The organism is Aeromonas sp. 2MA4, from assembly GCF_029237305.1.
GTDB lineage: Bacteria > Pseudomonadota > Gammaproteobacteria > Enterobacterales > Aeromonadaceae > Aeromonas > Aeromonas salmonicida.
The window spans coordinates 1-19910 of the sequence record NZ_JAACFY010000006.1; the positions used below are offsets into that span (position 1 = coordinate 1).

16 protein-coding genes, 1 tRNA gene and 2 rRNA genes are annotated in these 19910 nt (G+C 54.5%); 11 read left to right on the top strand and 8 right to left on the bottom strand.

Annotated elements, in window-relative coordinates; translation table 11 throughout:
* The 4 genes from GWQ31_RS08125 to tcdA form a co-directional block, all read left to right on the top strand.
* Positions 1-192 (top strand): 23S ribosomal RNA (locus GWQ31_RS08125); the annotation flags it as partial.
* 193 nt (positions 193-385) lie between these two features.
* Positions 386-500 (top strand): 5S ribosomal RNA (gene rrf, locus GWQ31_RS08130).
* 97 nt (positions 501-597) lie between these two features.
* A tRNA-Asp gene (locus GWQ31_RS08135) sits at positions 598-674 on the top strand.
* Between the two features lie 170 nt (positions 675-844).
* Entirely contained in the window at positions 845-1681 is an 837-nt protein-coding gene (gene tcdA, locus GWQ31_RS08140) for a tRNA cyclic N6-threonylcarbamoyladenosine(37) synthase TcdA (RefSeq protein ID WP_275909084.1), read from the top strand.
* 21 nt (positions 1682-1702) lie between these two features.
* On the opposite strand, the gene GWQ31_RS08145 is transcribed toward tcdA, so the two are convergent.
* On the bottom strand, positions 1703-2137 hold the full coding sequence (locus tag GWQ31_RS08145) for a SufE family protein (RefSeq protein ID WP_275909085.1): 435 nt from the start codon (positions 2135-2137) through the stop codon (positions 1703-1705).
* A 13-nt stretch (positions 2138-2150) separates the two neighbouring features.
* On the bottom strand, positions 2151-3371 hold the full coding sequence (locus GWQ31_RS08150; protein WP_275909086.1) for a SufS family cysteine desulfurase: 1221 nt from the start codon (positions 3369-3371) through the stop codon (positions 2151-2153).
* 166 nt (positions 3372-3537) lie between these two features.
* On the opposite strand from GWQ31_RS08150, the gene rep reads away from it, so the two are divergent.
* On the top strand, positions 3538-5550 hold the full coding sequence (gene rep, locus GWQ31_RS08155; protein WP_065403421.1) for a DNA helicase Rep: 2013 nt from the start codon (positions 3538-3540) through the stop codon (positions 5548-5550).
* A gap of 8 nt (positions 5551-5558) precedes the next feature.
* Here the strand turns inward: rep and GWQ31_RS08160 are convergent, their stop codons facing one another.
* From GWQ31_RS08160 to GWQ31_RS08180, 5 genes are all read right to left on the bottom strand, one after another.
* Entirely contained in the window at positions 5559-7844 is a 2286-nt protein-coding gene (locus GWQ31_RS08160; protein ID WP_275909087.1) for an EAL domain-containing protein, read from the bottom strand.
* Between the two features lie 84 nt (positions 7845-7928).
* The gene (locus GWQ31_RS08165) at positions 7929-8384 is read right to left on the bottom strand and encodes a c-type cytochrome (protein ID WP_275909088.1); all 456 of its coding nucleotides are present in this window, start codon (positions 8382-8384) and stop codon (positions 7929-7931) included.
* Between the two features lie 197 nt (positions 8385-8581).
* Positions 8582-9610 (bottom strand): L-threonine 3-dehydrogenase, encoded by a 1029-nt coding sequence (gene tdh / locus GWQ31_RS08170; RefSeq protein ID WP_275909089.1) that lies wholly within the window; start codon positions 9608-9610, stop codon positions 8582-8584.
* 68 nt (positions 9611-9678) lie between these two features.
* Positions 9679-10869 carry a glycine C-acetyltransferase gene (locus GWQ31_RS08175; RefSeq protein ID WP_275909090.1) on the bottom strand — a complete coding sequence of 397 codons (1191 nt, stop codon included), beginning with the start codon at positions 10867-10869 and terminating at the stop codon, positions 9679-9681.
* 115 nt (positions 10870-10984) lie between these two features.
* On the bottom strand, positions 10985-11629 hold the full coding sequence (locus tag GWQ31_RS08180; RefSeq protein WP_265421903.1) for a TetR/AcrR family transcriptional regulator: 645 nt from the start codon (positions 11627-11629) through the stop codon (positions 10985-10987).
* A gap of 146 nt (positions 11630-11775) precedes the next feature.
* Here GWQ31_RS08180 and rfaD point away from each other — a divergent pair, with 146 nt between their 5' ends.
* The 6 genes from rfaD to GWQ31_RS08210 all read left to right on the top strand — a co-directional run bounded on the left by rfaD (position 11776) and on the right by GWQ31_RS08210 (position 18740).
* Complete coding sequence (gene rfaD / locus GWQ31_RS08185) at positions 11776-12735, top strand: ADP-glyceromanno-heptose 6-epimerase (RefSeq protein WP_275909091.1); 960 nt, start codon at positions 11776-11778, stop codon at positions 12733-12735.
* 85 nt (positions 12736-12820) lie between these two features.
* Entirely contained in the window at positions 12821-13942 is a 1122-nt protein-coding gene (locus GWQ31_RS08190; RefSeq protein WP_275909092.1) for a glycosyltransferase, read from the top strand.
* Between the two features lie 90 nt (positions 13943-14032).
* Positions 14033-15793, top strand: a complete 1761-nt coding sequence (locus tag GWQ31_RS08195; RefSeq protein WP_275909093.1) for a polysaccharide deacetylase family protein — start codon at positions 14033-14035, stop codon at positions 15791-15793.
* A 6-nt stretch (positions 15794-15799) separates the two neighbouring features.
* Complete coding sequence (locus GWQ31_RS08200; protein WP_275909094.1) at positions 15800-17011, top strand: O-antigen ligase family protein; 1212 nt, start codon at positions 15800-15802, stop codon at positions 17009-17011.
* Positions 17008-17691: a glycosyltransferase family 25 protein gene (locus GWQ31_RS08205; protein WP_265421898.1), complete on the top strand. Its 684-nt coding sequence runs from the start codon at positions 17008-17010 to the stop codon at positions 17689-17691. The genes GWQ31_RS08200 and GWQ31_RS08205 overlap by 4 nt, the downstream gene beginning before the upstream one ends.
* The gene (locus GWQ31_RS08210; RefSeq protein ID WP_265461682.1) at positions 17688-18740 is read left to right on the top strand and encodes a glycosyltransferase family 9 protein; all 1053 of its coding nucleotides are present in this window, start codon (positions 17688-17690) and stop codon (positions 18738-18740) included. Before GWQ31_RS08205 ends, GWQ31_RS08210 begins: the two co-directional genes overlap by 4 nt.
* Here GWQ31_RS08210 and GWQ31_RS08215 read toward each other — a convergent pair.
* Positions 18715-19779, bottom strand: coding sequence for a glycosyltransferase family 9 protein (locus GWQ31_RS08215; protein WP_275909095.1), 1065 nt, complete (start codon positions 19777-19779; stop codon positions 18715-18717). The two genes, GWQ31_RS08210 and GWQ31_RS08215, sit on opposite strands and share 26 nt — an antisense overlap.
* Between the last annotated feature and the right edge of the window lie 131 nt (positions 19780-19910).

Here is a 19910-nt window from a genome sequence, read left to right on the forward strand (position 1 = left end):
TGCCCGGTAGCTAAGTTCGGAATCGATAACCGCTGAAAGCATCTAAGCGGGAAGCGAGCCCTGAGATGAGTCATCCCTGACCCCTTGAGGGTCCTAAAGGGCCGTTGGAGACCACAACGTTGATAGGCGGGGTGTGTAAGTGCAGCGATGCATTGAGCTAACCCGTACTAATTACCCGTGAGGCTTAACCATACAACACCCAAGAAGTGTTCTGGGCCTTGTAGCGAATGAAGAACTACTACCTAATTCAGTGATAACGACAAGCCACGAGCAACATCGTTATTCACGTCAGCTTTCTCAGATTATTCGGTTCGTCCTGAACCTCACTCTTCGAGCCCGCCTGCGGCGGTTTCGATTTGTTCCGGACAAATCGATGAAGAATTTGCCTGGCGGCCATAGCGCCGTGGAACCACCTGATCCCATGCCGAACTCAGAAGTGAAACGCGGTAGCGCCGATGGTAGTGTGGCATTCGCCATGCGAGAGTAGGACACTGCCAGGCACCCAATTAAACAGCGACGTGCACATCACGACGTTGGCCGAGAGGATGACATCTCTGATAATCGGCAAAAGATTTAGCGAAAAGCTAGCCAAATAGCGGAGCGGTAGTTCAGTTGGTTAGAATACCGGCCTGTCACGCCGGGGGTCGCGGGTTCGAGTCCCGTCCGCTCCGCCAGTAAATTGAGAAGCCCAGTCGAAAGACTGGGCTTTTTTTCGTTTCCGACTACCCCGCACTCGCTATCACTATTATCCACCCCCTCTTCCTTTCTCCATGCCGAGCCCTCTTGATGATCGCCGCTGGCTGCGGTTGCCGCTATAATGGCCGGCCTCAAGCAAGGTGATGGTATGACAGCAGAATATCTACAGCGATTCGGGGGCATTGCCCGTCTTTATGGTCAGAGCGCACTTGGCTCCTTCAGTCAGGCCAGGGTCTGCGTGGTGGGGATCGGCGGGGTAGGCTCCTGGGCGGCGGAGGCGCTGGCCCGTGCCGGCATCAACCAGATCACCCTGATCGACATGGATGATATCTGCATCACCAACACCAATCGCCAGATCCACGCCATGCAGGGTACGGTTGGTCGCCTCAAAACCGAGGTGATGGCAGAGCGTATTCGTGCCATCAATCCGGATTGCGAGGTGATCGAGGTGGATGATTTCGTCACTCCTGACAACCTGGCCGAGCATATCAAGCGGGAGTTTGACTATGTGGTGGACGCCATCGACTCGGTCAAGGCCAAGGTGGCGCTGATTGCCTTCTGCAAGCGCAACAAGATCCCTGTGATTGTGGCGGGTGGTGCTGGAGGACAGATGGATCCCACCCAGATTACTGTGGCCGATCTGGCCAAGACCATTCAGGATCCGCTGGCCGCCAAGGTGCGCTCCGACCTGCGCCGGCTGCACAATTTCAGCAAGAATCCTGCTCGCAAGTTCGGAGTGGAGTGTGTCTTTTCAACCGAGCAGTTGAGCTACCCGGATGGCAATGGTGGCACCTGTCAGGCCAAGGCCGCCAGCGATGGCAACATGAAGATGGATTGTGCCTCCGGCTTTGGTGCTGTGACGCCGGTGACGGCAACCTTTGGGTTGGTTGCCGCGTCCAGGGTATTGAAGAAGATTGCCGAGCGGGGTGCTCGCGCCGAAAAAGAGGCCGGGAATGAAGAAGTAGGGTCGATTAGCGAAGCGTAATCGACCACTGAACAAGGCGGATTAGACTGCCTGCTCCCGGATCGCCAGCACGATCGCTCTGAGCCCGTTACCCCGTGACGGGCTCAAGTATTTCTCAAGCCCCAGTTCGGTGAAATAGGCTTCCATATCAAAGCCTTGAATGGCCTCTGCGGATTGGTGGTTGAGCGCCGCGAGCACGATGACGATGAGGCCGCGTACGATGCGGGCGTCCGAGTCGCAGGCAAAATGCCAACGGCCATCCTCTCCCTGCTCCCCTTTCAGCCAGGCCTGGCTTTCACACCCCTTGAGACGAAACTCCTCCTGCTGCCACTCGGCAGGCAGGACGGGTAGCAGCTTGCCGAGCTGGATGATGAGCCGGTACTGGTTTTCCCAGCCGTGGGCGGCCGAAAATTGTTGGCGGATGCCCTCGGCATTGGTTTCCAGGCCGATCTGGGTATAGGTTGCGAGGCTGTTCATGAGGTTGTCTGCCTTAGAAGAAGTCACTGAGTTTGCGCAGAGCCGCCAGCAGGGCATCCACATCGTCCTGGTTGTTGTAGCAAGCCAGGGAGGCGCGCATGGTACCGCCGATGCCAAGGCTCTCCATCAGCGGCATGGCGCAGTGATGGCCGACCCGCAGCGCTATGCCCTGCATGTCGAGCAGGGTGGCGGCATCCTGGGGATGGATGTCATCCAGCAAGAAGGAAACGGCGCCGGCGCGCTGGCCGGGTTCACCGATGAGGCGCAGTCCCGGTACCTGCCGCAGACCTGCCACCAGATGGTCGGTGAGTACTTGCTCGTGGTGAACCAGGGCAACCCTGTCTTGTTGCATAAAAAAGTCGATGGCGGCAGCCAGGCCTATGGCACCGGCGATGTGCGGGGTACCTGCCTCGAACTTGAAAGGTAGGGCGTTGAAGGTGGTGCCGCTGAAACTGACCCTGTCGATCATCTCGCCCCCCGCTTGCCAGGGAGGCATGCGCTCCAGCAGTTCGGTTCTGCCCCACAACACCCCGATGCCGGTCGGGCCATAGAGCTTGTGGCCGGAGAAGGCGTAGAAGTCACAGCCGATGGCTTGCACATCCACCTCGAGGTGAGCCACAGCCTGGGCACCGTCGATAAGTGTCACGGCGCCAACCGCTTTGGCGGCTGCCACCATCTGGGTGACCGGATTGACGGTACCAAGGGCATTGGAGACATGGACCACGCTTACCAGCCGGGTGCGGGGCCCCAGCATGGCTAGATAGGCAGCTATATCGAGATCGCCCCGCTCATCCAGGGGGATGACCCGGATAAGGGCACCGGTGCGCTGGGCAATCAGTTGCCAGGGCACTATGTTGGCATGGTGCTCCAGGGTGCTGAGCACGATTTCGTCCCCCGCCTGGAGCTCGCTCATTCCCCAGCTTTGGGCCACCAGGTTGATTGCCTCGGTTGTGCCGCGGGTCCAGATCACCTCGCGACAGTGAGGCGCATGGATGAACCGGGTGACCGTCTCGCGGGCAGCCTCGAAGGCTCGAGTGGCCCGGCCGCTCAGAGCATGGGTGGCGCGGTGCACGTTGGCGTTGTCGGCCCGATAGTAGTGCGCGATCGCATCCAGTACCGCTTGCGGCTTCTGGGTGGTGGCGGCGTTATCCAGATAGACCAGAGGATGGCCGTTGACCTGCTGCGCCAAGGCCGGAAACTGGCCGCGCAATTGGGTGTGCTCTTGCTGATTCATGCTCCCCTCGTCATCGTCTGGAAAAGTCGGCCATGATCCTGAAAATGGCGTTCGAACACAAGGCGCATGATGCTTGCCGACTGATGGTGTGTGGCGCAGCGATGCGGCTCGCCCGCTGATTTCTGTTACAATGCCGCCCCTCATCATAAGCCAAGAGATCCGGCCCATGAAGCTCAACCCCAATCAGAACGAAGCGGTCAAGTTTGTCTCCGGCCCTTGCCTGGTGCTGGCGGGAGCCGGATCGGGCAAGACGCGCGTCATCACCAACAAGATCGCCTATCTGGTGCAGCAGTGTGGCTATAACGCCCGCAACATAGCGGCCGTCACCTTCACCAACAAGGCGGCGCGGGAGATGAAGGAGCGGGTCGGTCAGACTCTGGGTCGCAAGGAGGCGCGGGGCCTCATGGTTTCCACCTTCCATACCCTGGGCCTCGACATCATACGCCGCGAGCACAAGAGTCTGAATCTCAAGGCTAACTTCTCCCTGTTCGACGACACTGACCAGCTGGCGCTGCTCAAGGAGCTGACCGAGGCTGAGCTGGATAACGACAAGGACAAGCTGTCGGCCCTCATCAGCCAGATCTCCAACTGGAAGAACGACCTCATACTGCCGGCGCGTGCCATGCGTATCGCCCAAGGGCCGGAAGAGGTGCTGATGGCCCAGCTTTACGAGCGCTATCACCGCCAGATGGTGGCCTACAACGCGCTAGACTTCGATGACCTTATCGTGATGCCGACCCTGCTGCTGAAAAGCAACGAAGAGGTGCGCACCCGCTGGCAGAACAAGATCCGCTACCTGCTGGTCGATGAGTATCAGGACACCAATACCAGCCAGTACGAGCTGGTGAAGCAGATAGTCGGCGAGCGGGCCCGCTTTACCGTGGTTGGTGACGATGACCAGTCCATCTACTCCTGGCGTGGCGCCAAGCCGCAAAATCTGGTGCTGCTCAACGAAGACTTTCCGAGCCTCAAGCTCATCAAGCTGGAGCAGAACTACCGCTCCAAGGGGCGCATTCTGAAATGCGCCAATATATTGATCGCCAACAACCCTCACGTGTTCGACAAGGCGCTCTTCTCCGAGCTCGATTACGGGGTGCCGGTCAAGGTGCTGTTTGCCAAGAACGAGGAGCACGAGGCGGAGCGGATCGCTGCTGAGCTGATGGGCCACAAGTTCATGAACCGCACCCGGTTCAAGGATTACGCCATCCTCTACCGGGGCAACCATCAGTCGCGCATCTTCGAGAAGGCGCTGATGACCAACCGTATTCCCTATCGCATCTCGGGCGGCACCTCCTTCTTCTCCCGTACCGAGATCAAGGACATCATGGCTTACCTCAAGCTGCTGGTGAATCCGGACGAGGACACCGCCTTCCTGCGGGTGGTCAACCTGCCACGGCGGGAGATAGGCCCCACCACGCTCGAGAAACTTGGTCAGTATGCCAACCAGCGCGGCAAGAGTCTGTTTGCCGCCAGCTTCGAGCTGGGGCTGGAACAATCGCTCTCCGGTCGTGGTCTGGTGGCCCTGCAGGCCTTCACCAACTGGCTGGTGCGACTCGGCGATCAGGCCCTGCGCGGCAATCCGGTGGAGGCAGTGCGGGACATGATCAAGGAGATCCACTACGAGGAGTGGCTCTATGAGACGTCCCCCAGCCCCAAGGCGGCCGAGATGCGGATGCAGAACGTCTCCACCCTCTATCGCTGGATTACCGAAATGTTGGAGGGGGATGAGCTGGAGGAGGCCATGACTCTGGCCCAGGTGGTCACTCGCCTTACCCTGCGCGACATGATGGAGCGCAACGAGGGGGAGGATGATGCCGATCAGGTGCAGCTGATGACACTGCACGCCTCCAAGGGACTGGAGTTCCCCTACGTCTTCATGGTGGGGATGGAAGAAGGCCTGCTGCCCCACCAGACCAGCATAGATGAAGACAACGTGGAGGAGGAGCGACGCCTCGCCTATGTGGGTATCACCCGTGCCCAGACCGAGCTCACCTTTACCCTCTGCAAGGAGCGCCGCCAGTATGGCGAGTCGGTGCGGCCCGAGCCGAGCCGCTTCCTGCTGGAGCTGCCTCAGGACGATCTGGAGTGGGAGAACCAGAAGAAGGTGACGGCCGAGGAGCGCCAGCAGAAGGGGCAAGTTGGGGTTGCCAACCTGAGGGCATTGTTCAAGAAGGATTGAGTCGGCGGCTAGCCGCGCTCACTCTTGGTCTGGGTGAGCAGGGGTGTGATATCTGCCCCCGGCATGGGCGGCGAAATGTAGCGTCCTTGTCCCATCAGGCAGCCCATGTCGATCAGCTTCTGCAATTGCTGCTGGTTCTCGATCCCTTCGACTACCAGAGTGAAATCCAGATCCTGGCAGATGTCCCGCATGGCGCGGATCAGCGCCAGATCCTTGGGGGATTGCAGCATGCGATGGGTGAAACTGTCATCCACCTTGATGTAGTCCACCGGGAAGTGGAACAGGGCGTTGAGGGAGGAGAAGCCGGTGCCAAAATCATCCAGACTGATCTGAATGCCTTTGGCCCTCAGCTCGTGCAAAGAGGTGAGGGCATCGGAATCCTGCCGCGACAGCTCCCGCTCGTTGAATTCGAAAATCAGGTAACCCGGTGCTATCCCCTCGCTCTCAATAATGTCTACCAGTCGCATGATCTGGTCATGGTTGACCAGATGCTTGCCGGAGAGGTTGATCGCAACCTTGAACTTGCTCTGGCCCGACATGGGCAGCCAGTTTTTCAACTGTTGGCAGGTGTGGCGCAGTATCTGGTAATCCAGTTCCTGAATAAGGCCGCACTGCTCCGCCAACGGGATGAAGTCGAAGGCATCCTTGAGTACACCCTCCTCCGTGATCCAGCGAGCCATCACCTCCAGCCCTGTCAGACGGCTGTCCTTGAGCCGGATCACCGGCTGGAAATAAGGCACTATGCGCCCCTCTCGTAGGGCTCTGGCCAGCATCTCCTCCGGTGAGGTCCAGGTCTGGGCCGAGCACTCTTCCGAATAGCTGACGATGCGGCTGCGACCGTTGCGTTTGGCCTGATACATGGCCAGGTCGGCCTGATGCAGCAGTTGACTGATATCTGAAGTCTGCTCCGACACACTGGCCACCCCCAGGCTGACCGTGATGCTCAGCTCATTGCCTTGCAGCCGGAACGGATAGGAGAGGCGGCTGATGACGCGGTTGAGAACAGGGCTGATATCCTCCTCGTCCTTGCTGTTGTCCAAGTAGATGACAAATTCGTCCCCTCCCAGTCTGGCTACCATGTCGTTTTGTCTGATGCAGGTTTGCAGACGGCGACTCATCTCTTTGAGCAACTGATCGCCAGCGCTATGGCCCAGGGTGTCATTGACCTGCTTGAAGTGATCCACATCGACGAAGATGAGTGCAAACCCCGGCGTCTTGTAGCGGTGGAAGTGGGTCATGGCATGATTGAGGTGATTCATCAGCAGCGCCCGATTCGGCAACTGGGTCAGCGGATCGTGCAGGGCATCGAATTGCAGCCTGCGTTCGAGCTCCTGGTGTTGCTTGAGTTGTTTCTGCAATCTGAGATTGGTTTGCCGCAGTTGTTGCAGGCGCTGGTTGATGGAGTCTTCCGAGTTGATGTCGTGCAGCTGCTGCCGGATCCGCCTCAGCTCCAGCAACAGGGTCAGCTGGCTGCGCAGGAAGTCGAGGAACAACCGGTTATCTGTCTCCAGCGGCTGCTGAGTACTGATAAGGAAGTGGGCGAAGTATTGCTGCTGCAGGCGCAAGGGCTGGCTGTACCAGTGCAACTGCTCTTTATGCTGTTCCATGTTGTTGGTGCTGTGGCACAGGCTGGTGATGAACTCATCGCTGTGCGGTGGCTGCTCGGGATATATTTTTTCCAGCCGATGGCTGTCTATTCGGATCAGCAACATGTCCTGAATGGCCAGTATCTGGCGTAGCACAGCTTCCAGCTGGGAGAACAGTGCCTGGCTGGGCAGGGTATTGGCCAGGCGGATAATGCGATTGATGCTCTCAATCTTTTTTTGCCAGTCCGGATCCTTGCGGATAAGGGGGGAGGCCAGTTCCGATAGCTGGGAGCCTGCCTGGGTTTCATTCAGCCGCTTGGCAAGACATTCCAGCAACAGGCGCAGTGTGGGCAGATCCTTGGGCTGACAGCAGGCCAGTAACCACTGTATCTGACCGTGCTCGACCGGCAGTATGCACCAGCCTTTCGCCTCATCGAGCTGGTCAAGCTGATCGGAGATCCGCGACTCCTCCAGCCCCAGCTGCAGTTTGAAACGGTCAGAAATCTGATGCTCGCAGACCCAGTGCAGCCCCGCTTCCGATAAGCCCAATATGCCAAAATGTTGCAGAGGACAGAGCTGGTTCAGCTGCTGGATCAGGGTGTCATACTCTTTAGGGGTGGCCTCGGAGGGTGCTGGGAAGTCCATAATAGAGGAGACCAACGCCAACAAGGGAGTCGAGTAATGCGGTGCTGTGGGTTGGGCTGACATAGAAACTCCCGGTTTGCCTACCTTACAAAGAGTAGTCGGAAGTAAACAGATTGAAAGGGCCGCAATTGCGGCCCTTTCAATCACTTAGAGGTTGTCGGTCATGTAGTGAATGGCGTTTTCGATCTCTTCATCGCTACAGGTGACGCAAGTCCCTCGTGCTGGCATCACACCGCTCTTGCCGGTGAAGCCTTCAATTGCATGTTTCTTTAATATATCAATGCCTTGTGCTATGCGTGGCTCCCACAGAGCCTTGTCGCCGCGTTTGGGGGCACCGGCAATACCCATGTCATGACAGGCAAAGCACGCCCCTTTGTACACGGCCTCGCCATCACGTGGGCCGGATGGTGCTACCGCCACAGGAGCTGCGCCTGCAGTCGCAATCCCTTCCAGCTCCTTGGCGGTATAGACCTGACCGACGGGCTTGATCCGTTCGGCAATCGCGTCCGGTGACATCTCATCGGCAGCAAGTACAACGCCGGACAAACTGGCAGCCGTCATTCCGACAGCCAGCAAATAGCTCAGTTTTTTCAACACGCTCATGTACTCCCAGCAGGCTTTTATTATCCCTAGAAAACGGCTGGATTATAACCGAATAGTTACAGTCATTTAAACGCTTGTGTGTGAAGTGTTAAGCACTCTGCGTGCAAAGTTTCTTCGTCAGATCACAAACTGGTGAGGATGCATGATAAAAAAACCCGGTATTCACCGGGTTTCATGAAAGAGGGCGACCCAAGGGCTTATTTGTCCCAGCTGAGGATCACCTTGCCGGACTTGCCGGACCCCATGGCTTCGAAGCCTTGCTGGAAGTCATCGATATGGAAATGATGGGTGATGATGGGAGTGAGATCCAGACCTGACTGGATCAGGCTGGCCATCTTGTACCAGGTCTCGAACATCTCGCGGCCGTAGATCCCTTTGATAAACAGTCCCTTGAAGATCACCTTGTTCCAGTCTATGGCCATGGTGGAGGGGGGGATGCCGAGCATGGCAATTTTGCCGCCGTGGTTCATCTTGTCGATCATGTCCTGGAAGGCCGAGGGTACACCGGACATCTCCAGCCCCACGTCGAAGCCTTCAGTCATGCCGAGTTCGCTCATCACGTCAGCAAGTTTATCTTTGCTGACGTTGACGGCGCGGGTGGCGCCCATCTTGCGAGCCAGCTCCAGCCGATATTCGTTGACATCCGTGATCACCACATGACGGGCTCCCACGTGGCGACAGACGGCTGCAGCCATGATGCCGATGGGGCCTGCACCTGTGATGAGCACGTCTTCGCCCACCAGGTCGAAGGAGAGCGCAGTGTGCACTGCGTTGCCGAACGGGTCGAAAATGGCGGCCAGTTCATCGGGGATGTTGTCGGGCAGCTTGAAAGTGTTGAAGGCCGGGATCACCAGATATTCGGCGAAGGAACCCGGGCGGTTGACGCCGACCCCTATGGTGTTGCGGCACAGGTGGGTGCGGCCGGCCCGGCAGTTACGGCAGTGACCGCAGGTAATATGGCCCTCGCCGGAGACCCGATCCCCCACGGCGAAGCCACGAACTTCCTGGCCGACGGCGACCACTTCGCCCACGTATTCATGACCGACCACCATGGGCACGGGGATGGTCTTTTGGGCCCATTCGTCCCAGTTGTAGATGTGCATGTCGGTGCCACAGATGGCGGTCTTGCGGATCTTGATCAGCAGATCGTTGTGGCCGAGCTCGGGTGCCGGGACATCCGTCATCCAGATGCCGACTTCGGCTTTGAGTTTGGAGAGTGCTTTCATGGTTGTTCCTTCATGCCAGTCAATCACGATGAATGCAGAAAAAAGGGGCTGCAGCCCCTTGGTTCAAATCAGATGACACCGAGTTCGCGGCCGATGCCGATGAAGGCATCGATCGCCTTGTCCAGCTGTTCACGGGTATGAGCGGCAGACATCTGGGTGCGAATGCGGGCCTGGCCCTTGGGGACGACAGGAAAGGAGAAGCCCACCACGTAGATGCCGGCGGCCAGCATGCGGCTCGCCATCTCGGAGGCCAACTTGGCATCCCCCAGCATCACAGGGATGATGGCGTGATCGGCACCTGCCAGGGTGAAGCCGGCTGCGCTCATCCGCTCGCGGAAGTAACGGCTGTTCTCTTTCAGGCGGGTGCGCAGATCGTGACCTTCGGCCAGCATGTCGATCACCTTGATGGTGGCCGAGACGATGGAGGGTGCCAGCGAGTTGGAGAAAAGGTAGGGACGGGAGCGTTGACGCAGCCAGTCGATAACCTCTTTCTTGCCTGAGGTGTAGCCACCGGAGGCGCCTCCCAGAGCCTTGCCCAGGGTGCCGGTAATGATGTCGACTCTGTCCAGCACACCGCAGTATTCGTGGGTGCCGCGACCGTTGTCGCCAATGAATCCGACTGCGTGGGAATCATCCACCATCACCAGGGCATCGTACTTGTCAGCCAGATCGCAGATGGATTTCAGATCGGCGATGACCCCATCCATGGAGAAGACGCCGTCGGTGGCGATCAACTTGAAACGGGCACCATCGGCGTTGGCCTGTTTGAGCTGGGCTTCCAGCTCGGCCATGTCGTTGTTGGCGTAGCGATAGCGTTTGGCCTTGCACAACCGCACGCCGTCTATGATGGAGGCGTGGTTGAGGGCATCGGAAATGATGGCGTCTTCGGCACCGAACAGGGTTTCGAACAGGCCGCCGTTGGCATCGAAGCAGGAGGAGTAGAGGATGGTATCCTCGGTGCCGAGGAAGGCAGAGAGCTTCTGTTCCAGCACCTTGTGGTTGTCTTGGGTACCGCAGATGAAGCGTACCGAGGCCATGCCGAAGCCGTGGCTATCGAGCCCCTGATGGGCTGCTTCGATAAGGTCCTTGTGGTTGGCCAGTCCCAGATAGTTGTTGGCACAGAAGTTCAGTACCTGCTCACCGCCCACCGCAATCTGGGCCTGCTGGGCCGAGGTGATGATGCGCTCCTGCTTGTACAATCCTTCAGCCTGTACTTGGCCAAGTTGCTCGGTCAGGTGACGATAGAATCCGTTAGACATCCTCGATCCTTATTGGCTATTGCAGCTGTTTATCAACAATGGGCAGTATTTTACTGCAATCTGTTGCGGTGAATTCAAATGATTGTGCTGACATTCAACAATTGTGAAACAGATCTCACCCTGCTGGTTGGGCCAGTTGACTGTAATGCTGCTCCAGTTGACGGATCTGCCCAGCCACTTGGGGCTGGATATAGGGACGCAGCAGGAACAGCACCCGTAATACCCCCTGGTAGAGCAGTGGCTTGGTGATGCGGGTATGGGGGGCCTGGGCAATCTGGAACGGGATCCAGCAGGTCACTACCATCTTGATGGTCTGGCCAAGGTCGGGCAGGTCCTCGTCGTTGACATCTATGATACCCCCTTCGCGCAGGCTCCTGAGCAGGGCGACCACGGAGGAGCGCAACTGCTCCTGGGCCTTGAGATACTTCTGCTGCAATGGCGCATCGCGACTGAGGATGTCCGGTAAATTTGCGTAGAAAAAGCGGAACTGCCACATCAGATAGAAGATGGCATCCAGGTATCCCATCAGGTTTTCCAGCTTGATTTCGTTGCTGCGCGCCGGGGTAAAGCTCTCGCTCAGGTGACGGGCATATTGATCAAAAATCGAGTGGATGATGTCTTCTTTATTCCTGAAATGGTAATAAAGGTTGCCTGGGCTGATGCCCAGATGGGCGGCAATGTGGTTGGTGGTGATGTTGCGTTCACCCTGATCGTTGAACAGCTCGGTGGCGCTGTGAATGATCCTGTCTCTGGTTTTCATCACTGTTCCCTCTGGCGGGCCCCTTGCATCAAGGTCGAATCCCCTTGCGGCCCGTGATAAACTTTTCGGCAATTTCAAATTGGCTCACTATACACAGCTTTAACAAGCAGTCACATGTGACCATCAACGTACGCGAGGCAAACTCCATGATCGTAGTAACTGGCGGTGCTGGCTTTATCGGCAGCAATCTGGTCAAGCAGCTGAACGCTCAAGGACGGACCGATATCGTGGTCATCGATGACCTGACCGACGGCACCAAGTTCGTCAATCTGGTCGACCTGACCATTGCCGATTACATGGATAAGGACGAGTTCCAGGCGCGGATCGTCTCCGGTGACGAGTTTGAAGAGTGGGATGACGGCATCGAGGTGATCTTCCATGAAGGTGCCTGCTCTGCGACCACTGAGTGGAACGGCAAGTTCATCATGGAGGTCAACTACGAGTACTCCAAGGATCTGTTCCACTACTGCATCGAGCGGGAAATTCCGTTCATTTATGCCTCCTCCGCCGCGACCTACGGTGGCCGCAACGACAACTTCATCGAAGATCCCAAGTTCGAGCAGCCGCTCAACGTCTATGGCTACTCCAAGCAGCTGTTCGACCAGTACGTGCGCCGCTGGATGCCGGAGATCAACTCCCAGGTCGTGGGTCTGAAGTACTTCAACGTCTACGGTCCGCGCGAGCAGCACAAGGGTTCCATGGCCTCTGTGGCTTTCCACCTCAATACCCAGGTGAAGCAGGGTGACAATCCCAAGCTGTTCGAGGGCTGTGACGGTTTCCCTGATGGTGGCCAGATGCGTGATTTCATCTATGTGGACGATGTCTGCAAGGTTAACCTCTGGTTCTGGCAGAACCCGCAGCACTCCGGCATCTTCAACTGCGGCACCGGCCGTGCCGAGCCTTTCCAGAACGTGGCCGAGGCCGTGATCAAGCATCACCAGCAGGGCGCCATTGAGTACATCCCTTTCCCGGATCATCTCAAGGGTCGCTATCAGAGCTTCACCCAGGCTGATCTGACCAGGCTGCGCGGTGTCGGTTATGACGCCGAGTTCAAGACTGTGGCCGAAGGGGTTGCAGACTATATGGCTTGGTTGAACCGGGCATAAATCAGCTTTATGGAGTCCGGGCTGTCTCCTAAAGAGATGGCCCGTATTTTTAGTATTAAAACCTCCAATTGAAGTGACTTTAAGTATGAAAAAGAAAGTGCTATTCCTGATGGAGACATTGGGCGGTGGAGGGGCTGAGAAGGTATTGGTTAATATTGTCAATAGTCTTGATGATATCAAGTATGACATCACGTTGTTGTTATTGAAACGTGAGGGTATGTATTTATCAAAAATCCCACCTCATGTAAAAATAAAATACCTGCTAGATGCTGAGCCTACCGGGCTAGTTCGTCGAGGTATGGTATATTCGCTGAAAAAAAGATGGCTCAATGCTGTTCTGTCAAAGTCATGGTTGGCTAACATGCTTTTTCCAGAGGAGTATGATGTCGGGGTTTCGTTCCTGGAGGGTGACAGCAGTTTGCTATTATCTCACCTGGATGGACCCAAGAAAAAAATAGCATGGGTACACATAGACCTGGAGAGGCATCAGACTCTACCAAGAGAGGTAGAAAAAGATGTGTATCAAAGCATGGATAAAATAATCTGTGTTTCGGAGGGTTCCAAGCATTCAGTTTTGAGCCTTTACCCTGCTCTGAGTGATATTACCTCAGTCATTTACAACCCGATAGATATAAAAAAAATCATTGACGGTGGCAAACAAAAAATCAGAGTAGGTTCGGGTCTCAATGTATTGGCTGTTGGTCGCTTGCTCAATGATCAAAAGGCTTTTGATGTTCTATTGGATGCTCATAGAATAAACATATCTGCGGGATTGAATTATCACTTGACGATTCTTGGTGAGGGAACTGACAGATCGACTCTGGAAGCCTATATCATAGAGCATCAACTGGGTAATAATACTAGCCTGCTTGGTTTCAAAGATAACCCTTATCCCTACATCGCAGGTTGTGACATATTTGTCATTTCTTCTCATTATGAAGGGTATCCAGTTGTACTGGTTGAGGCGATGACGCTCGGCAAACCCATTGTGTCGACCGAGTGTACCGGGCCCAAAGAGGCATTAAGTAATGGGGAGTTTGGTCATTTGGTACCCATTGCGAATGCACCGGCGTTAGCTGATGGTTTGAAAATGCTATTGGAGAATGATGCCATTCGTGAACGCTATGCTGAGTTATCGAAGCAGCGATCTGAATTTTTCAGCTTCGAACGCAGCATGCGAGATATTGAAACACTATTAAATACCTAGTCATCGCCTCATCGGCATGATGAAATTCGTCTACCGCTCTCTCATGAGAGGGTAGAGAGATGTATAGAATACGTTGTGGGTGGGAAAAATATGAACATATTGATGGCACTCTCCCAGCTCGAAGTGACGGGAGCTGAGGTCTATGCCACCACGGTCGGTAACGAACTGACTCGGCGTGGCCACAACGTTTTTTACGTTTCAGATACACTGACCAAACCGACCCTTGGCCCAGTGTTCAAACTCAGGTTCAATAAGCGCAGCATACTGCGCCGTTTCTGGCATGTGTTTTACCTCATCTACCTCATCAAGAAGCACCATATCCAGTTGGTACATGCCCACTCCCGAGCCTCCGGCTGGAGCAGCTATGTGGCCTGCAAGCTGACTGGCACGCCGATGATCACCACGGTACATGGACGCCAGCCAGTGCATGCCTCTCGCAAGGCCTTCCATGCTCTCGGCTATCGGGCCGTTGCCGTTTGTGAGGATATTGCCCATCAGATTGTCGACAATCTGGGGGTGGATCCGGCCATAGTGCAGGTACTGCGCAACGGTATCGAGACCGACAAGTTTCAGCCCGTGTCGGCGCCGGATAACCCCAAGCCGGTGATCGCCATCATAGGTCGCTTGAGCGGTCCCAAGGGCGAGCTCTGTTATCGCCTGCTGGATGAGGTGCTTGATCTGGACACTTGTCAGGTTCGTGTGGTGAGCGGCAGTCAGGTGCCCGAGCGTTTCTGTCGCTTTCAGAACCAGGTCGATTTTGTCGGTTATGTGGATGATGTCCCTGCCTTGCTGGCGGGCTGCGATCTGGTGATCGGGGCCGGTAGGGTCGCAATGGAGGCACTGCTGTGCTGCCGTCCTGCTTTTGCCATCGGCGAGGCCAAGGCGATTGGTCTGGTGACTGAACAGAATCTGGCAGAGGCGCTGGCCAGCAACTTTGGTGATATAGGCCCCAAGGATCTGGCGATCGACTTCACCACCTTGAGGGCAGAGATAGCGCTCGCGTTGGCCAGCCGGACTGTGCCGGACGTTATTTGCCAGCGTATTCAGGCTGAGTATGGCTTGCAAGGGGTAGTATCCGGGCTGGAGTCTGTCTATCAGGATGCTGTAGTCGAGACCCTGCGCCGGGAGATGCCTGTCGTCATGTATCACCGCTTTATCGAGCATGACAGCGAGAAGGGGATTCATGGTACCTGGATGCCGATTGCCATGTTTGAGAAGCATCTGCGCTTGCTGAAATGGTTGGGCTACGAGACGCTGACCTTCCGCGATCTGGCTGACAGGGGCTTCATTCATCGCCTTGAATATGGCAAGAAGTTCCTGATGATCACCGCCGATGACGGCTACCAGGACAACCTGACGCGCATGCTGCCATTGCTTGAAAAATACGGTTACAAAGCCGTGGTATATGTGGTGACGGGAGAGGAGCATAATCGCTGGGACGTGGAACACCCCACCAACCCGGATACCCAGATTTCCCTGATGAATGGGGAGCAGATAAAAGCACTGGTGGCCTCCGGCCATGTGGAGATTGGGGGCCATACCCTGACCCATCCACGGCTGAGCAAGCTCCCCCCCGAGCAACAAGCCCATGAAATAAGAGAGAATAAACGACAGTTGGAGGCATTGCTTGGCTATTCGCTGCTGTCGTTTGCTTACCCTTATGGGGACATGGATGATAGCGCCAAGGAGCAGGCACAGGCCGCTGGTTACCGCTTTGCCGTAGCCACCAACAGTGGTCCCCGAGCCATGCATCAGGATCCCTATCGGATCCGTCGTATCGCCATTTTCCCTCGTACCGATGTTTTTGGCCTGTGGCGGAAGATTCGGGGCAACTACGTATTCAGGAAATAATAATTGATGTCCATTAGAAGCCTCGAACTGCTCGACAAAGCTACGACAGCCTTGTTTGCACTGGTGATTATGTTTTCCTTTTGCGGCCTTTTTTTGGTACCAGCCGGCCAGACAATTCTTTCCAATCTACTCGTCGTGGCATCCGTATTTGGTCTGCTAAATTACTTTGTTGGTAAAAAGCGAAACGTCGGGCTTGAGGACCGGCGTATTCTCTGGGTATTGGCAGCCTATGCAGTCATGATTTTTGTAAACCGGCTGATCCATGGTGATCAATATGGTGTGATGCGTGGTTTATTCTACGTTGTCGTGTTTGCGTTGATGATACCACGCAAGCCAGTTCTGTTGACATTGGGCTATGCTGCGATTGTCACTGGGGGTATTGGCTTGGGTATTATGAGCCTCTGGCAATATCAGAGTGGTATTGTCAGAGTCGAAGGATTTACCAATGCCATTCTCTTTTCGCAGGCTGCATTGACACTGGCGATATTGAACTGGTTTGTGTTCCAGCAGAGGCAACTGTTGCGCTGGATAAGGTATTGCGCCTTGGTCGCGTTGGTGGCGGCCCTGTTTGCTCTCTACCTGTCCCAGAGTCGTGGTGTCTGGCTAGCTCTCGCTGGTATCGTTGGTTATGTCATTTTCTACAAGGCGTTATTCAAGCCATGGAAATATATTGCCATAGCAATACTGTGCATCGCATCCATGGGCATTACTTACCATTCCAGTCAATTGGTACAACTCAGGGTTGCAGATGCGGTTTCTGATCTTAATTTGGCTGAAAAAGGATCGTATAACTCTTCGTGGGGTTTGAGGGTCGTTGCATGGCAGAGTGCTTGGCTTGGGTTTCTGGATGCACCAGTTACCGGAGTGGGTACTAATGGTTTTGATGCATTGAAACAAGAGCAGGTCGCGCGAGGATTGGTTCCTCCATTGGCTCTGAATGCTGCCTTGGCACACGCTCACAGTCAATATATGCAGAACCTGGTTATTCGAGGTGGGATAGGCTTTGTCATGCTAGTAATATTCCTTTTCCTTCCTCTATGGTTATCCATGAAAAAAATGGGTGGAGATGCAGCATGTGTTCTAATTCCACTTTCCTTTGCTATCAGTGCATTCAGCGACGTGCCATTTGAACATCAAGACATACTATATCTATATGTCTTGAGTATGATATTTGTTTGGTATTCATTTGAAGTAAAAGTAAATGAGAGCGCATTATGATTCCGATATTTGTCATTAGTCTTTCTCGAAGTCAAGATCGGCGAGCAATGCTTATTAAACAGATGAAGCATCTTGGCCTTGAATTTACATTTTTCGATGCAGTCGATGGTAAATCATTGAGTGATGCTGAGTTGCAGCATGTTGACTTTCCCCTTGCCCGTGAGACGTGCGGTCACGATCTCAGCATGGGCGAAGTAGGCTGTGCCATGAGTCATATCAGGTTGTATGAGATGATGGTGGAAAAAAACATAGAGCGTTGTGTGGTGCTGGAGGATGATATATATCTCCATATGCACTTCAACGCGATTGTGGAGAGCACCATTGCTAGTTGTCATTCTGAGATTATTTTCTTGTATCATGGCAAAGCCAAATGTTGGCCATGGATGAAGCCTTTGCCCGAGGGATATCGTCTTGCAAGATATCGCACCCCAAGTCGTAGCTCTAAACGTGGAATAATCTCTACTGCTGGTTATATATTGACATTGTCTGGTGCTAAAAAATTATTAAGCAAGGCATATCCAATCAGAATGCCATCTGATTATCTGACCGGGCGGTTGCAATTGAATGGACTGATTGCATCCGGAGTTGAGCCGAGCTGCATGGATGTAGGATTGTTTGAGACAACGATCGATGATCGCAACTATGGTCCTCACCTGGCTAACCGAGAGGTCGAATCGTGATTGGATATCTGCAGCTATTACGCGACCGGATTCGTCGGGCTTTGGGAATTCTTTTTTTTGACAAGAAGACTCCTCTTGGCTTGCAAGGAGACATAAGTCATATTTTAGTTATTCGTTGGGATGCCAAAATAGGCGATTCATTTGCCTCATCATTTTTCTTCCGAGAGCTGAAAAAGCTGCCTGATAAATTCATTACTGTTATTACCTCCCCTGCCTTGGCACCTTTGTATCGAGAGGAGTTTGGTGTTGACCATGTGATAGAAGTAACTAAAAGGCCAAGTTACAAAACTCTTTGCGATATAGCCTTGTCAATTCCGCATGTGGATCTGGCAATACATCTCACTGAAGGGATGAAGATGAAAGACTTATACTTTTTGTATAAGTTATCGCCAACCAATATCGCATCGCTGGATGATAATATCGCACGGGTAAATATAAAACTCTCTGATACTACCAAGGGCATGCTATTTCAAGAGAAATATACATACCTATTGAACATGTTAGGGTTAATGGATGTAGATACTACATATATCATCCCAGATGTTGCTAGAGAGAAGGTTATATCTGGCTGCGACAATAGTATTGTCATCAATCCTTTTGGTAGCACGCGTTACAAGTCCATGTCACAAGAAAAGGTAACGGAAATGCTGACTGTTTTGGGTCGGTGTTTCCCCACTCGTCATTTTGCTCTACTTTCCTCACCGGCCACTCGTGAGGATGCACAGAAAATGATAAATGGTTGTGGTGCAAACAATGTAGCGCTACTGGAGGGGGTGAATACAATTGAGGATGCAATTTATTGCATTCGGGCAGCCAACGTGGTTATTTCGGTCGATACTGCCATCGTTCATATCGCAGCCGGACTAAAAAAACCACTGATCGCTATTTACCCACTACATGGGAATGAGTTCAATCAATGGCTACCAAGTCCCTCACCCTTAACCAAGGTGATATTTAGCCACTCTCCCGGCATCAATGCGGATATGAACAATGTAGAAAGTCATGCAATATCTGACGCGCTTTCTATGTTGCTTTCAGTTGAGCAATAAGTGTACTCAGTCTTTCCGTCACCATCTCGGGAGTAATGAGGCGATAGAGTTGTTCATTCGTGCCATTTTTATTCAGTGCTGATAGCTGGTCAGTTTCTGGCCCCTTGGCATCGAACACATCAATGGCTTGATAACGGGGGTGGTTGACCGGGTTGGCGATGATTTTGTCGCCGCCCGGGGCGACTATGGTCAGCAGGGGCAGGTCGATGGCCTGGGCCATGTGGCGGGGGCCGGTATCGTTGCCGACAAACAGCTGGCAATGGGCGAACAGTCCCACCAGCTCCCGCACCGAGCGGGTCTTGATGTGGTCAAACACGCTGGCCTGCAGCTCGGTTGACAGCAGCGGTTTGAGGCTGCGGTTGTACTCTTCTTCTCCCGGCCCGCAGTAGATCAGGATCTGGGCGTTGTGCTGTTCGATGAGCCATTGGGCAACCTGGGCGAAGCAGTCGATGGGCCAACGCTTGTAGTGCCCCAGCGAGTTGACCCCCATGGCGATCAAGGGTCGCGCGGGATCGACGCCGGCCGCCTGCAAGGTTTCACGTCCCTGCTGTTTTTCTTCCTCACTCAGCCAGAGATGGTAATTGCGATCTTCCCTGGCCAGTTTGAGCGGTTTTAGCAGCGAGAACCTGTCGTCAACCAGGGTGCTGTTGCCCTGGAATTCTGTGTCTTTGCGAAAGCGCACTATGCGGTTGTGTCCGAGCCGCCAGGGGAAGGAGTCAAATCCTATCCGCAACCTGGCGCCGGAGAAGAGGCAAGTCAGCAGACCGATCATCTGGCCCTGGCTGTTGACCACCACGTCATAGTTTTCGCGGCGGATATCCAGCAGCAGGTCCTTCATGTAACGCCAGTCGTTGCGCTTGGCTTTCTCGATGACGATGAGTCGATCGATATTGGGATTGCCCTGCGCCATACCCGCGCAATAGTCCATGACCAGATAGTGAACTTCCCCGGTTGGCTCGTTCTGCTTGAGGTTGTTGCACAGCGCGGTGGAGATCAGCACATCCCCTATCTGCTTGGTTTGTACTACAAGGTATTTCATAAGGCAGGCCTCAATAGAGGTCGTTGTTGATCATCAGCGTGCCAGCATACCGCACAAGCGAGTCAGATGCTGTCGGCTCTGAGTGAAAATCTGATCTGGCTCAAGCCAATGGTGGCGTAGTGCGAACACAA